Origin of the sequence: Vibrio sp. V15_P4S5T153, from assembly GCF_963874485.1 — a bacterium.
GTDB lineage: Bacteria > Pseudomonadota > Gammaproteobacteria > Enterobacterales > Vibrionaceae > Vibrio > Vibrio anguillarum.
In genome coordinates, this window is sequence record NZ_CAWNHR010000019.1 from 213,437 (window position 1) to 227,070 (window position 13,634).

Annotated in this window: 12 protein-coding genes and 1 pseudogene; 7 read left to right on the forward strand and 6 right to left on the reverse strand. The window is 48.3% G+C overall.

Features of this window, described 5'->3' with window-relative positions; genetic code table 11:
• Positions 1-312 precede the first annotated feature (312 nt).
• Complete coding sequence (locus AACT42_RS19565) at positions 313-585, forward strand: hypothetical protein (protein WP_094132200.1); 273 nt, start codon at positions 313-315, stop codon at positions 583-585.
• Between the two features lie 13 nt (positions 586-598).
• Here the strand turns inward: AACT42_RS19565 and AACT42_RS19570 are convergent, their stop codons facing one another.
• The 6 genes and pseudogenes from AACT42_RS19570 to citS all read right to left on the reverse strand — a co-directional run bounded on the left by AACT42_RS19570 (position 599) and on the right by citS (position 7,913).
• A complete protein-coding gene (locus tag AACT42_RS19570) occupies positions 599-1,282 on the reverse strand; it encodes a response regulator (protein ID WP_017048248.1) in 684 nt (227 codons plus the stop codon).
• Positions 1,283-1,284: 2 nt separating this feature from the next.
• Entirely contained in the window at positions 1,285-2,991 is a 1,707-nt protein-coding gene (locus AACT42_RS19575) for an ATP-binding protein (RefSeq protein WP_094132199.1), read from the reverse strand.
• A gap of 70 nt (positions 2,992-3,061) precedes the next feature.
• A complete protein-coding gene (locus AACT42_RS19580) occupies positions 3,062-4,363 on the reverse strand; it encodes a sodium ion-translocating decarboxylase subunit beta (protein ID WP_017048250.1) in 1,302 nt (433 codons plus the stop codon).
• Between the two features lie 15 nt (positions 4,364-4,378).
• Entirely contained in the window at positions 4,379-6,193 is a 1,815-nt protein-coding gene (gene oadA / locus AACT42_RS19585; RefSeq protein ID WP_094132198.1) for a sodium-extruding oxaloacetate decarboxylase subunit alpha, read from the reverse strand.
• 17 nt (positions 6,194-6,210) lie between these two features.
• A pseudogene (locus AACT42_RS19590) lies at positions 6,211-6,580 on the reverse strand (OadG family protein).
• Positions 6,573-7,913, reverse strand: coding sequence for a citrate/sodium symporter CitS (gene citS, locus AACT42_RS19595; protein WP_017050620.1), 1,341 nt, complete (start codon positions 7,911-7,913; stop codon positions 6,573-6,575). The pseudogene AACT42_RS19590 and the gene citS overlap by 8 nt, the downstream one beginning before the upstream one ends.
• A 288-nt stretch (positions 7,914-8,201) precedes the next feature.
• Between citS and citC the strand changes: the two genes are divergently transcribed.
• The 6 genes from citC to citG are packed head-to-tail and all read left to right on the forward strand — an operon-like array spanning position 8,202 to position 13,472.
• Positions 8,202-9,257: a [citrate (pro-3S)-lyase] ligase gene (gene citC / locus AACT42_RS19600; RefSeq protein WP_017048254.1), complete on the forward strand. Its 1,056-nt coding sequence runs from the start codon at positions 8,202-8,204 to the stop codon at positions 9,255-9,257.
• A 51-nt stretch (positions 9,258-9,308) separates the two neighbouring features.
• Positions 9,309-9,605 carry a citrate lyase acyl carrier protein gene (gene citD / locus AACT42_RS19605; protein WP_017048255.1) on the forward strand — a complete coding sequence of 99 codons (297 nt, stop codon included), beginning with the start codon at positions 9,309-9,311 and terminating at the stop codon, positions 9,603-9,605.
• Positions 9,602-10,477: a citrate (pro-3S)-lyase subunit beta gene (gene citE, locus AACT42_RS19610; RefSeq protein WP_000164137.1), complete on the forward strand. Its 876-nt coding sequence runs from the start codon at positions 9,602-9,604 to the stop codon at positions 10,475-10,477. Before citD ends, citE begins: the two co-directional genes overlap by 4 nt.
• A gap of 10 nt (positions 10,478-10,487) precedes the next feature.
• Entirely contained in the window at positions 10,488-12,017 is a 1,530-nt protein-coding gene (gene citF, locus AACT42_RS19615) for a citrate lyase subunit alpha (protein ID WP_094132197.1), read from the forward strand.
• The gene (citX, locus tag AACT42_RS19620; protein ID WP_017048258.1) at positions 12,014-12,550 is read left to right on the forward strand and encodes a citrate lyase holo-[acyl-carrier protein] synthase; all 537 of its coding nucleotides are present in this window, start codon (positions 12,014-12,016) and stop codon (positions 12,548-12,550) included. Before citF ends, citX begins: the two co-directional genes overlap by 4 nt.
• Complete coding sequence (gene citG, locus AACT42_RS19625; RefSeq protein WP_094132196.1) at positions 12,528-13,472, forward strand: triphosphoribosyl-dephospho-CoA synthase CitG; 945 nt, start codon at positions 12,528-12,530, stop codon at positions 13,470-13,472. Before citX ends, citG begins: the two co-directional genes overlap by 23 nt.
• Positions 13,473-13,634 lie beyond the last annotated feature (162 nt).

A 13,634-nucleotide genomic window follows, 5' to 3' on the forward strand; every position in this document is an offset into this window, starting at 1 on the left:
TAATCTGAATCTCCGAAGCTGAAATAGAGAACCTCATGCGATATTTTTGATTTTTTATGAATGCTGGTATTAGACATAACAATATTTAATGTTACTTAATGAAAATTTGGTCATTCCCAGCTCCTATTTTGCGGCCAGGCAACCAGTTACCCTCCACGCCATTACAACGTGACTACTTCAACGTTCATCGCTATATAAATACATAAAAACCAATAAGATTTTTTCCGTTACGGCGAACTTTGAATTACTTCATGCTCAGGCGAGTCGAAATCCATTGTAATAGAGCGACTCAATAGCCACAGTGGTGATGCGATGTTAGTTAGAAAGGTTTCTAGAGATTTGGCTTCTGCTCAAGCGCGAGAAAATTGGTTGGCGTATTGGCAACATTTTAGCCGTGAAAGTCAGGCGTTTTGTTCCGAGATTAACTGTTTAACACCGTCTTCTCAGGCGATGTTGGTAAAATGCGATAAAGATGAAGAAGGGGTGTTTGTGATCCCACTTTGTCAGTGTCATAGCGACAACTTAGAAGGGGTGCTGGAAATAGGGGAGAGTACCGAAGTGCTCCCCTTCCATTACACGTTATAAATCAAAGCGGTAGTTAGCGTTTTTGGTAAAGCCGCTCAGGACGACCTACCCGACCATGCTGGATACAAGCTTCCAGAAAACCACTGGCCACACAATATTCAAGATAACGTCTGGCTGTGGTTTTGCTGATCCCAATCGCTTGTCCTAACAACTCTGCGGTGTACGCGGTTTGTGGTTCATGGTGATAAATCTCTTGGATTTTGATCAAAGTAAGTTCATCTATCCCTTTGGGTAAACTATCGAGTTGCTCAGTTTTAGCCTGAAAATTAAACAGTTCATCAACGTGGCGCTGATTGACGCTGTCATTAGCGCGCAGCGAGCTAGTGTATTTTAGATAACGCTCCAGCGAGTTTTGCACTCGATCATACGCAATTGGTTTTAACAGGTAATCAAATACTCCGCAGCGAACAGCTTCGCGTACTGTCTCCATATCGGAAGCGGCAGTGATAAAAATCACATCTGGTGCTTGCGGTTGATGAGTTAGCTCCTTTAAAAACTCTATGCCACGACCATCTGGTAGGTAGTTATCTAAAAAAATCAGTTTAGGCTTGAGAATGCGCACCATGTTACGTGCTTCATTAATACTTTGTGCCACGCCAACAGGGCGAAAGCGGGTAGTTTGTTTGAGATAAAAGCTGTGCACATCAGCAATGCTCGTTTCATCCTCTACGATCAATACGTCGATTAATTCCATCATAATCAGCTCTTATTATGCCCTTCAGCTAGTGGTAAGTGGTTTTCTGCCACAAGTGTGTTGGGTCGATTGGGAATAAAAATAGAAAAAATAGTCCCTTGCGGCTCTGCACTGTCGATAAGTATCGATCCATGAGCCTGAGTGACAAATTGATGAACAAGGTAAAGTCCAATACCGTGTCCTTGCTGGTTTTTGCTACTCACTCCCTTGAGAAACAAGGTTTGGGCAATGTCGGCAGGAATGCCATTACCATTATCTGCCACTTCAATCACCAACTCCTCACCGTTATCGGTCAGCAGCAGGGATATGGTTTTATTGTTGTTTGGGTTTTTTAGCGTCGCTTCAAATGCGTTATCCAGTAGGTTACCGAGCACTGCCGCCAGCTCATCTGACGTCATGCATTGCGGCTCTTGATGTAGATGTGACATCGGGTCGAACTCCAAGCACAGCCCTAGCTCTTTGGCACGGCTGTATTTACCGAGCAGTAATCCTGCGATCACTTTAGGATGAAAGGTCTGGGAGATGAAATCGATCAGTTGCTGCTGCTCGGCCGTTTCACGGCGAATGGTTTTGACGGCTTCATCGTATGCGCCGATTTGAATTAACCCGCCGATGGTGGAGAGGCGGTTAGCAAACTCGTGGCTCATTACGCGTAGGTTATCGTTGTGCTGACGGATCTGGCTAAGCTGGGAAGTCAGCGTATTGAAGTCGTTGCGGCGACGAAAACTCACCACCCAACCAATTTGCTGTTGCCCTGAATTGATTGGCACACGGTTCGCCACCAAGGTTTCACCATTACAGCTAATCAGTTCATCTTGCTGGCTGGTGCTGTTTTGCTGTGCTAACTGACCAAACGGACTAGCACCCATGAAAAAGTAAGTCGGAGTGATGAACTCTTGAACATTACGTCCAATCAGATGATTCGGTTGGTGGGCAATGCCAAGAATATTCAGTGCCTTAGCGTTCACAGAAAGGATTTCACCTTTCAAGCTAATCGCAACTATTCCTTCATACACACTTTGTAGAATGGATTGCTGCAGGTTGAGGTTCATGGCGATCTCTTCCGGCTCCATATTGAACATCTGTTGCTTGATATGGCGGGTAAACAGCCAAGCGCTCAATCCAGAAAGCAGCATGAGTAGGGCCACAGTACTGAGCATTGGATAGGAGTAAATGCGTAGCCAATCACTGATATGATCGAGTAAATAGCCCACAGAAACCACACCCAGAACCTGTCCGGAAGGTGAGACAACAGCAGCCTTACCGCGAATTGCCCAGCCTAGGCTGCCTTTTTGGGTTGAGGTGTAATATTCGCCCTCTTTTAACGCTCTACTGCTGTCACCGCCTTGCATGGGTAAACCAATTTTTCGCTCATCTGGATGGGCAATGCGAATACCATTGGCATCGCCAATCACAATAAAGTTGGCATCTGAAATGCGTTGTAGGCGATCGATTTTAGTCTGTACTTCGGTGAGACGATTTTGTTGGATTAGGGCAATTAAATTGGGGTCAGTCGCAATCTCACGCGCTTGAATCAGAGCCTTAGTGCTGATCTGATCTTGTAGGGTTTCACTAAGAGTTTGATGGAAAAAGCCGGCTACCAGCAAAAGCTGGATCACTACCATAGCAACCAGTAGTGCACCGACCCTTTGCTGAAACGAAAGAGTCTGGCAGACTTTGGTGTGTAAAAAGTGGGCTAGTGATATTTTCATGCCGGCGAGTCTATCCTTGCTATAAGTGAGGCTTATTGATTGGAGTCTAAGAAACACCAATCAATAATGTCTATCCCATCACATATTTGATCATAACTCCTGCCGCTACTGCAGAGCCAATGACCCCAGCGACGTTTGGTCCCATGGCATGCATCAGCAAAAAATTCTGCGCGTTGGCTTCTAGCCCGACCTTGTTGGAGACGCGTGCCGCCATCGGCACGGCAGAAACTCCGGCTGAACCAATCAGTGGGTTGAGTTTGGTGGTGGAGAAACGGTTCATCAGTTTAGCCATCAAAACCCCTGCGGCAGTACCGACACAAAACGCAACAATACCGAGCACCAAAATGCCGATAGTTTGTGGCTGGAGGAATTTATCCGCCATCAGTTTCGAACCGACTGATAGGCCAAGGAAAATAGTCACTATGTTAATCAGTGCGTTTTGCGCTGTGTCGGATAAACGCTCCACCACACCACACTCACGCATCAAGTTGCCAAAGCAGAACATACCGAGCAGTGGCGTTGCAGAAGGCAGTAAGAGCGCAATCAAAATCAGTAACAGCAGTGGAAAGCCAATTTTTTCTAGCTTGTGTACCTGGCGCAGTTGATGCATCTGAATTTTGCGTTCTTCTTGCGTGGTCAGCGCACGCATTATCGGCGGCTGAATCATAGGCACTAACGCCATGTAAGAGTAGGCTGCGACCGCAATTGCCCCCAACAATTCAGGTGCGAGCATGCTCGAGACGTAAATTGCCGTAGGGCCATCCGCACCACCTATGATGCCAATCGCCGCAGCTTGCGCCACGCTAAAATCCATTACCCCTAAACTGCTTAATGCCAATGCACCCAGTACGGTAGTGAAAATACCAAACTGAGCCGCCGCACCGAGCAGCAGGGTTTTGGGGTTAGCGAGCAGTGGACCAAAATCCGTCATTGCCCCTACGCCCATAAAAATGAGTAGAGGCCCAACTCCGGAAGCGATAGCCAGGCTATAGAACAGATAAAGCATGCCATCGCTGTACTGATACTGCTCGGCGAGCAAGTGCAAGGTGGTCATTTGTAGTGGCGTTGCGCTACTCAATGCTTGCTTAATGTCCAAAGGCATGTACGAGCTAAGTTGTAGTACTTTTGAAAAGGCCGTCATCACTTCCGGTTTGGCGGCATACAAGGCATTTTCTATCGCCGACATGGCAAGCCCTGCATCAGGCAGATTAGAGAGAATGCCACCAAACCCAATAGGCACTAGTAGCAAAGGCTCAAAGCGTTTAAAAATAGCCAGATAGAGCAGCGTTAAACCGACAAGGATCATGATGGCTTGCCCCCACTGGAGGTGGAATAGGCCAAAATCACGCACCATAGCTAAAACGTTTTCCATTATTTTTGTCCCTGATTATGCTAGTACTAGCAAGGCTTCGCCGACTTGTACTGCATCGCCTTCATTGACTTCAATGACACTGATCACTCCAGCACGTGGTGCGCGGATTTCAGTTTCCATCTTCATCGCTTCTAAGATCAGCAAGACATCGCCTTCAGCCACTTCATCACCTGCTGCCGCATGAATTTTCCAGATATTGCCAGAAAGAGGTGCTGCGAGGTTTTCACCTTCTGCTGCATTCGGTACTGGTGCGTTATTGGCCGACGCTGCTGGCGCGACATGTGTCAGCTCGCCGCCTTCATCTACCTTCACCACATAGCTTTGGTTGTTGACGGTAATGGTGTAGACACCGTTACTTGCGACGGACTGACTTTCCACTGACGCGGCTTTGGCTTTTGCCGCAGGCATTTGAGAGGCGTCACCAGTTTTTGCTGCTTGTGGTGCGGGTTCAAATGCTTCTGGGTTATGGCGATTCGCGAGGAACTTCCAACCCACTTGATCGAACAGCGCAATGGTCAGCACATCATCAATCGCATTCTTGGCGAGAGTGATGTGTTGCTCTTTAGCTTGCTGCAATACGCGGTCTTGCAAGGTTGGCATTTCAGCAGTAATCAAATCAGCGGGGCGGCAGGTTATGGGCTCAGCACCTGCTAATACTCGAGCTTGCAACTGCACGTTGACCGGCGCAGGTGTTTTACCGTATTCACCTTTCAGTACTCCGCTGGTTTCTTTGGTGATGGTTTTGTAACGCTCACCCATTACGACGTTGATCACCGCTTGTGTACCCACGATTTGTGACGTCGGAGTCACTAGTGGCAAAAAGCCAAGCTCTTCACGTACACGCGGGATCTCTTCGAGCACTAAATCGAGTTTATCAAGTGCGTTTTGCTGTTTGAGTTGGCTTTCCATGTTGGTCAGCATACCGCCCGGGACTTGCGCCACCAAAATACGTGCATCACTGCCTTTCATCATGCCTTCAAAGGCGTGGTATTTTTTGCGTACATCGCGGAAATAGGTCGCAATATTTTCGAGCTTAGCGATATCCAACCCGGTGTCGTAGCCCGTGCCTTGCAAGGTGGCGACCAGAGATTCCGTCGCTGGATGACCATAAGTGCCACTCATGCTGGAAATCGCAGTATCGACCCGATCAACGCCCGCTTCAATCGCTTTGAGTAAGGTCATATCGGCAAGGCCAGCAGTGGAGTGGCAGTGCAGATGCAATTCGACATCCACTTGTTTTTTCAGGGTTGAGACTAACTCTTCGGCAGAATACGGGGTTAAAATGCCGGCCATATCTTTAAGGGCAATCGAATCGACACCCAGCTCCGACAGTTGCTGCGCTATGTCGACCCAAGTTTGTAAATTGTGCACTGGACTCGTGGTGTAACAGAGCGTGCCTTGCGCATGCGCACCCATCTTTTTCACCGCTTGTAGTGCTTGTTGCATGTTACGCACATCATTCATCGCATCGAATACGCGAAACACATCCATGCCATTTTTCACTGCGCGCTCGACAAAGGTATCCACTACATCATCAGCATAGTGACGATAGCCGAGTAGGTTTTGTCCGCGCAGTAGCATTTGCAGTGGCGTATTGGGCATGGCTTGTTTGAGCAAGCGTAGGCGTTGCCATGGGTCTTCGCCTAAAAAGCGGATGCAACTGTCAAAAGTCGCGCCTCCCCAACATTCCAAAGACCAATAGCCGATCTGATCTAATTGCTGCGCAATCGGCAGCATGTCGTCAATCCGTAAGCGAGTGGCAAAAAGAGATTGGTGAGCGTCGCGTAATACGACATCTGTTACACCTACGCGTTTAATCGCCTGAGTCATCTGTTATTTCTCCTTCACTAAGATAATTTTTGTTGTGCTTTATGGTGATGGATAGCGGCGGTGAGCACCGCGAGCAACTCACCTTGGTTTTGTTTGGATTTAGCCTTATTGGCTGGTGTTTTTTTATTGCCCGTTTTGGTTGGTACTTGAGGCGGGGCAAAACGTACAATCAAGTACGACATGGTGCGAGTTGCAAATACTAAGAAAATCAAAAAGATGAACACAAAGCCCATCCCCAGGGTCAGCAAATTAATCCCTTCGAGGAATAGTGAGGTTGATTGCATAGTCACTTCCAGTGATAAAAACAGGGTTGAAAATAGGGAGAAAAAAGAGGCGCGCTAGGCGCGCCAAATAATCCCAAGGAGCAAGGGTTAAAGAGTTAAACAAACATACCGAACACCACGCTGGCGATAACGAGCACAATGCCGCCACCCAGACGTGAAGAGATTTGTGCGTAAGAGAGCAAATTCATACGGTTAGAGGCCGCGAGCACTTCAAGGTCACCAGAACCGCCGCGATTAGCCATACACAGACCTGCGGTGATAGAGGATTCAATAGGATAGAAGCCCATCGCCCAACCACCTAAAGCAGCACCCAAAGTTGCCCCAAGTACAATAACAGTGGCAATAATCACGTTAGTAAAGGTTAAGGCATTGATGATTTCCGCCAGATCGGTGTAAGCAATACCAACGCCGACCATCAATAGCCACAGCATCTGTTTTGAGAAGAAATTCGACAGGCGTTTCGCGCCCTCTTTGATTTCATCACTGCACAAACCCGCCGCGTTAAGGATGGCGATGATCACCACCATGTAAGCAAAAGTGTGGATCTGAATCGAGCCAAAACCGGGCAGAATTTCTTTCGATAAAGCGTAAGAGAAGGTGTACACACATGCGGCCAGCATTAAACCAATCGCAATTTCACGGTGAGTGATATTAAGATTTTGGGCTTCTTCATTGACGTCTAGTTTTGATCTGCGTACTAGCTCGCCATTGCCAGTTAATAATGGGATCTTTTCACCAATAATGTTCAGAGCAGCAGCTACGATGATAGCCACTATATTAGCGATAGTTAAAATGGCGACCGCTACTGAGTAGTATTGTTCTTTTGAACCACCAGTGACCGATTCATATATCTCGGAAAGTGGAATTGCACCTGCGCCATTACCACCGCCCATAATCGGCAGCACATACAGCATCATGATGCGATCAGGAGTGATACCAAATACGAGACCGATAGCGATACCAAATATCGCCGCACCGGCAACCGCAGCCAGAATGGTCGGAATGTAACCGGCTAGAGAGCGGATCAGTAGTTTACGGTTGACCGCCAAAATGGAGCCAGTAATGAGTACTGCGATGAACAGATCCAAGAACTTGCTCTTATCCATCACTTCGGTCACGGTTTTTATTTCACGGTCGCTGAGCCAGCCCATGTGGACGAACCAAGCAGCAACCAAGAAAATCATTACCGGTGCACCGCCGATGTATTTATTAAAAATAGGTAGGCGTTTGCCAACTTCGCCAAATATCGCGCCGATGACAAACATAAAAGAAAAACCACCGACCAGACCGCTAGGTAAAGTGTCAGTAATATGGGCGGCTAATACAGTGATCAGTAAAAATAAAAATAAAGGGAGTGGAGTGCCAAATATTTTTATCTGGCTTAGATTCAATCCACCTGCGGACTTTTTATCTAAATATAGGGTTTTTTCGTTCATGTTTTTATGTCCAATGAGGTTATTAAGACCTTTACTACATTAAATAAAATAGTCAGTGATAATTGTGAAAATAGTCATCCAAACCAGTGGCTTTAAAAATCTCAATGGTTTTTATGATTTAAATTTTAGATAGATAAATAAATAGAATTTAAAATTAAAGATATAAAAATTAAATTCATTAAAACCATAAAGAGCGTTAACCACGGGAAATAAAGTGATTACCCTCATTAAACCTTTTCGGCTGAATTTAGATAATAAAGCCAGAAAAAATAGGTGAGGAAGCCGACCATGGTGGATATTTATACCTTCTCGCGAGTTTCAACCAAGAATCGAACCAAGCTATTGCAGATCAAAGAGTTTCTCTGCCAGCATCAGCTCACGGTTGATGAGGATGTTGAGCATTTTGTGGTGGCTTACGGTACAAACCAAATCATCGCTTGCGGTGGAATTGCGGGGCATGTGCTGAAGTCCATTGCGGTTTCTCCTGCGCTGCAAGGGACTGGTTTTGCGCTCAAATTGATGACCGAATTAACCAACTTCGCTTATGAAATGGGGCGATTTTCACTCTTTCTATTCACTAAGCCGACCAATGTGGATTTATTCCGACAGTGCGGTTTTTTCTTAGTCGATAAAGTCGAACCGCATATTGCTTTATTAGAAAATAGCCCAAATCGTCTTGCAGTTTATTGCAAACAGTTGCAGTTATTAAAAATGTCTGGGCGTAAAATTGGCAGTATTGTGATGAATGCCAATCCATTTACCTTAGGCCATCAATATTTAATTGAACAAGCCTGTGAACAATGTGATTGGGTGCATTTATTTGTGGTAAAAGCAGAGAATAAAGATTTCTCTTACGCTGACCGTATGGCCATGATTAAGGCAGGCAGTAAACACTTATTGAATTTAACTATTCATTCTGGCTCGGATTATATTATTTCGCGCGCGACCTTCCCTAGTTATTTTATTAAAGATCAGCAAGTGGTCAATCAATCCCATACCGCGCTGGATTTAAGTATTTTCCGCCATTCAATCGCGCCAGCCCTTGGCATTACGCACCGCTTTGTCGGCAGTGAGCCGATTTGTACGGTGACGCGTAACTACAACCAAGCCATGCGCCGCTGGTTAGAAGAAGCACACGATGTTAGTGCGTCGATCCAAGTAGTGGAAATTGAGCGTAGTCAGCAAGCCTCGCAGCCGATCTCCGCATCGCGCGTGCGCTATTTGCTCAAACAATTTGGCGTTGCCGCGATTGCCGATCTCGTGCCGAAAACGACTTATTCCTACCTTTGTCAGCATTATGCGGAACATTCGCTACAGGCCGCACCGCAACTGTTAGCGGTATGAGCGCGGTGCTGACACTGTTTTATCCAATAACTCATCAACAAGGTTGTACCCATGAAAATTGCCCATCCCGCCTTTGCGGGAACACTGGAGTCCAGTGATCTTCAGGTTCGGATTGAACCCAATAACGATGGCGGTATTGAACTGGTGTTAGACAGTACCGTCGAGCAGCAATTTGGTCATGCGATTCGTCAGGTCGTGCTGCGCACCCTCGAAACGATGCAAGTGCACGATGCGCTGGTCACCATCGAAGACAAAGGTGCGCTGGATTGTGTGATCCGCGCGCGCGTACAGGCGGCAGTAATGCGCGCTTGTGAAGTTCAGAACATTGAGTGGAGCCAACTATCATGACCAAACTTCGTCGCAGTATGTTATTTGTGCCGGGAGCGAATGCCGCCATGCTCAGCAATACCTTTATCTATCAACCCGACTCCATCATGTTCGATCTGGAAGACTCGGTCGCGCTGCGTGAAAAAGACACCGCGCGGATGTTGGTGTTCCATGCGCTGCAACACCCTATGTATCAAGAGATGGAAACCGTGGTGCGGGTCAATCCGCTCGATTCTGAATTCGGCATCAAAGACCTTAATGCCGTGGTGCGCGGTGGAGCCAAAGTGGTGCGTCTGCCGAAAACCGATAACGCTAACGATGTGATTGAGATGGAAAAAGTCATCGAGCAGATCGAGCGTGAATGCGGACGCGAAGTCGGCAGCACGCGTATGTTGGCCGCGATTGAAAGTGCGCAAGGCATTAACAATGCGGTTGAGATTGCCTTTAGCTCACGCCGCCTGATTGGGATTGCGCTTGGTGCGGAAGACTATGTGCGTGATCTGCGCACGCAGCGTTCAGCGGAAGGCATTGAGCTGCTGTTTGCACGCTGCTCCATTCTGCAAGCGGCGCGTGCTGCTGGGATCATGGCGTTTGATACCGTGTATTCCGATGCCAACAACGAAGAAGGCTTTTTGCGTGAAGCGGAGCATATCAAGCAGCTCGGTTTTGATGGCAAATCACTGATTAACCCACGTCAGATTGACCTGCTGCACAACGTGTTTGCCCCAACGCAAAAAGAGGTCGATCACGCCATCGCGGTTATCGAAGCCGCCGAAGAAGCGGCAGCGAAAGGGCTGGGCGTAGTCTCTCTCAACGGCAAAATGGTCGATGGACCCATCATCGAACGCGCACGTTGGACACTGCAACGTGCTGAATCCGGCATAAAACACTAAAGGTCATCTCATGAGTATCAATACATTAAATAATCCTCTGTCTGTGCTGGAAGTGGAACGCTACGCGTTGACGCCTTACACCCAAGCGCACGCGATTACGCCGCATCTGCTGGATGAGTCAGCGAAAAAAAGCCGCAAAGTGAAAAGCTCGATCCGTGAAGTGATTGTTGATCTTGGCTTAAAAGATGGCATGACCATCTCTTTCCACCATGCGTTTCGCGGCGGCGATAAAACCGTCAACCTAGTGATGGAGGTGATTGCCGAATTGGGGATTAAAAACCTCACGCTGGCCTCAAGCTCGCTCACCTCTTGTCACTCGCCTTTGATTGAACACATCAAAAACGGCGTAGTGAGCAAGATTTACACCTCAGGGATTCGTGGTGCGCTGGCCGACAGCATTTCTAACGGCCTGCTTGATGAGCCCGTGCATATTCACTCGCACGGTGGTCGCGTGCATTTGATCCAAAGCGGTGAACTGTACATCGACATGGCGTTTATTGGCGTACCTTGTTGTGATGAATTTGGTAATGCCAACGGCTTTAAAGGCAAATCCAATTGCGGCTCACTCGGCTATGCCAAAGTCGATGCCGAACACGCTGAAAAAGTGGTGATGCTGACTGAAGCCATCGTCGGTTTCCCGAATTTCCCTGCATCGATTACTCAAGACCGCGTCGATGCGGTTGTGCAGGTGGCGGAAGTGGGCGACCCAAGCAAAATCGGTGGGGATGCCACGCGCATGACCACCAACCCACGCGAGCTTCTGATTGCCAAACGCGCTGCAGAAGTCATCGAGCATTCAGGCTATTTCTATGATGGTTTTTCAATGCAGACCGGTTCGGGCGGTGCATCGCTCGCGGTTGCGCGCTTTTTGAAAGAGAAGATGTTGCGCCAAAACATTCGCGCTTCTTTCGCTCTCGGTGGTATCACTGCGACTATGGTGGAAATGCATGAACAGGGACTGATTGATTACTTGCTCGATGTGCAGTGTTTCGATTCGGTGGCGGCGGGCTCGTTAGCGCGCAATCCACATCATCTCGAAATCTCTGCTAACGAATACGCCAACCCAAGCTCGAAGGGGGCGGCGGTGGATAGGCTGGATGTGGTTATCTTGAGTGCGTTGGAAATTGATACCCAGTTTAACGTTAACGTGATCACCGGCTCTGATGGGGTAATTCGCGGCGCATCCGGCGGTCATTGTGACACGGCGGCGGCGGCAAACTTATCGATTATTGTGGCGCCTTTGGTGCGTGGCCGCATTCCGACCGTGGTCGAGAAGGTCACTAACATCATCACCCCAGGAGCCACCATCGATGTGTTGGTGACGGATCAAGGTATCGCGGTAAACCCGAATCGTCCCGAACTGAAAGCGCGTTTCATCGCGGCGCAACTGCCCGTTGTCGAGATTGAAGCGTTGCAACAGCGTGCGGAGTTGCTGACGGGTAAACCCCAGCCGTTGCAATTTGAAGACAAAACCGTTGCCTTTGTTCACTACCGTGACGGTTCGATCATTGATGTTATCAAGCAGGTAAAAAGCCTATGAGTCACCATCCGGATCTTTCAGTCAGTCTGGACCAGCTACTTCTGCGTAAAGAAGTGCGGGTTCGGCAACAAGGTGAGTGGCTAAAACGCCATTCACTGCCTCTGGTTTCTTTCACGGTTAACATGCCGGGCGCGGTTAAGCTCAACGCTGCCAGCCAAACCGTGATGGATGCAGGTATGCGTGCCATTCAAGAACTGTGTCAGCAAACGGGCTGGCGGCAAGTGGCTTGTCAGCTGTTGGTGGAAAAAACGGGGCCGGAAGCCTTTGTGGTGATTCAGGCTCCTTCAGCCAGCATGTTGAAAAAAGCCATGATGAAGATTGAACGCGAGCACCCGCTAGGGCGACTGATGGATCTGGATGTGCTTGATGTCGATGGGCATATTATCTCGCGCCAAGGTGCGCAGTTGCCAAGACGGCGCTGCTTGCTGTGTGAACGTGATGCGGTGATCTGTGCTCGCTCGCGGCAGCACGGTGTTGAGGCTTTGTTGGCTAAAATCGAGGAGATGGTTCATGACTATTCCTGCTGCGCTTGATCTTCTGCTTGAACTGCCTAGCCAAGCCTCTGGCACAAGTGGCACGAAAACGTTCAGCTTGCCTCGCTTAGTGGGGCATCTGGCTTATCATGCCATGATGTTAGAGGTGCATCTCACCCCTAAACCGGGTTTGGTGGATACTGCTAATAATGGCGCACACCGCGATATGGATCTCAACACTTTTATCGCCAGTGCTGAGGCGATTGCGCCTTATCTGCAATCTTTTGTCAGTGCAGGTTGGGAGAGCGCGGGAAATCCGGCCGCTCAGTTGCTGACCGCCTTGCGCCCGATTGGCATAGAAGCTGAGCAAGCCATGTTTGCTGCCACTCAAAGGGTGAACACCCATAAAGGGATGATTTTTATCTTGGGGCTTATTTGCGGCTCTGTGGGGTGGCTCAAAGCCAATCAACTCAAAATTGATGCGCAGCATATTGGCGAAACCATTCGCCAAGCTTGCCAGTTTTTGATTATTGATGAGCTAAAAGCGAAGCGTGAATCGGCTCCCGAAACGGCAGGCGAGCGAATTTATCGTCGGTACGGTTTAACCGGCGCACGCGGTGAAGCCGCTTCTGGCCTTGCGATGGTGATGCAACATGCGCTGCCAGCCTACCAAGCCTGTTTAACCAAAGGAGCCAGCATCGAGCAAGCCTTGTGGCATACCTTATTGGTGTTGATGGCCAACAATAACGACAGCAACCTCGCTGCTCGCGGTGGATTAGAAGGGCTGCATTTTGTGCAAGCGCAAGCGCAGCAACTGCTCGCCAAAGGCGGCTTTTTATATCAAGAAATTGAACAAGCTCTTACGGCGCTCGATAGCGCGATGATTGAAAAACACTTAAGCCCCGGCGGCAGTGCAGATCTATTAGCCGCTACTTGGTTAATTAATGAGTTAGCGCAATTGTTTCAAGTCCGTCACGAGTAATTTTGATTGTTAACTTTAAGATCGGAAATTCTTAAAAAGCAGCCATAACTGGACGCAATATTGGATCGATATTTGAAATCAAGAGACTTTTGGGGTAAAGCACAATTCGTCATAGTATTCTCTCTCGTGCTGGAAAGTTACTCACCAGCTGGTTGAAAACAG

What these genes read in the sequence shown, in the direction of transcription:
- AACT42_RS19565 (WP_094132200.1), top strand. Translation starts at nt 313, where the DNA reads ATGTTAGTTAGAAAGGTTTCTAGAGATTTGGCTTCTGCTCAAGCGCGA.
- AACT42_RS19570 (WP_017048248.1), bottom strand. Translation starts at nt 1,282, where the DNA reads ATGATGGAATTAATCGACGTATTGATCGTAGAGGATGAAACGAGCATT.
- AACT42_RS19575 (WP_094132199.1), bottom strand. Translation starts at nt 2,991, where the DNA reads ATGAAAATATCACTAGCCCACTTTTTACACACCAAAGTCTGCCAGACT.
- AACT42_RS19580 (WP_017048250.1), bottom strand. Translation starts at nt 4,363, where the DNA reads ATGGAAAACGTTTTAGCTATGGTGCGTGATTTTGGCCTATTCCACCTC.
- oadA (WP_094132198.1), bottom strand. Translation starts at nt 6,193, where the DNA reads ATGACTCAGGCGATTAAACGCGTAGGTGTAACAGATGTCGTATTACGC.
- citS (WP_017050620.1), bottom strand. Translation starts at nt 7,913, where the DNA reads ATGAACGAAAAAACCCTATATTTAGATAAAAAGTCCGCAGGTGGATTG.
- citC (WP_017048254.1), top strand. Translation starts at nt 8,202, where the DNA reads ATGGTGGATATTTATACCTTCTCGCGAGTTTCAACCAAGAATCGAACC.
- citD (WP_017048255.1), top strand. Translation starts at nt 9,309, where the DNA reads ATGAAAATTGCCCATCCCGCCTTTGCGGGAACACTGGAGTCCAGTGAT.
- citE (WP_000164137.1), top strand. Translation starts at nt 9,602, where the DNA reads ATGACCAAACTTCGTCGCAGTATGTTATTTGTGCCGGGAGCGAATGCC.
- citF (WP_094132197.1), top strand. Translation starts at nt 10,488, where the DNA reads ATGAGTATCAATACATTAAATAATCCTCTGTCTGTGCTGGAAGTGGAA.
- citX (WP_017048258.1), top strand. Translation starts at nt 12,014, where the DNA reads ATGAGTCACCATCCGGATCTTTCAGTCAGTCTGGACCAGCTACTTCTG.
- citG (WP_094132196.1), top strand. Translation starts at nt 12,528, where the DNA reads ATGACTATTCCTGCTGCGCTTGATCTTCTGCTTGAACTGCCTAGCCAA.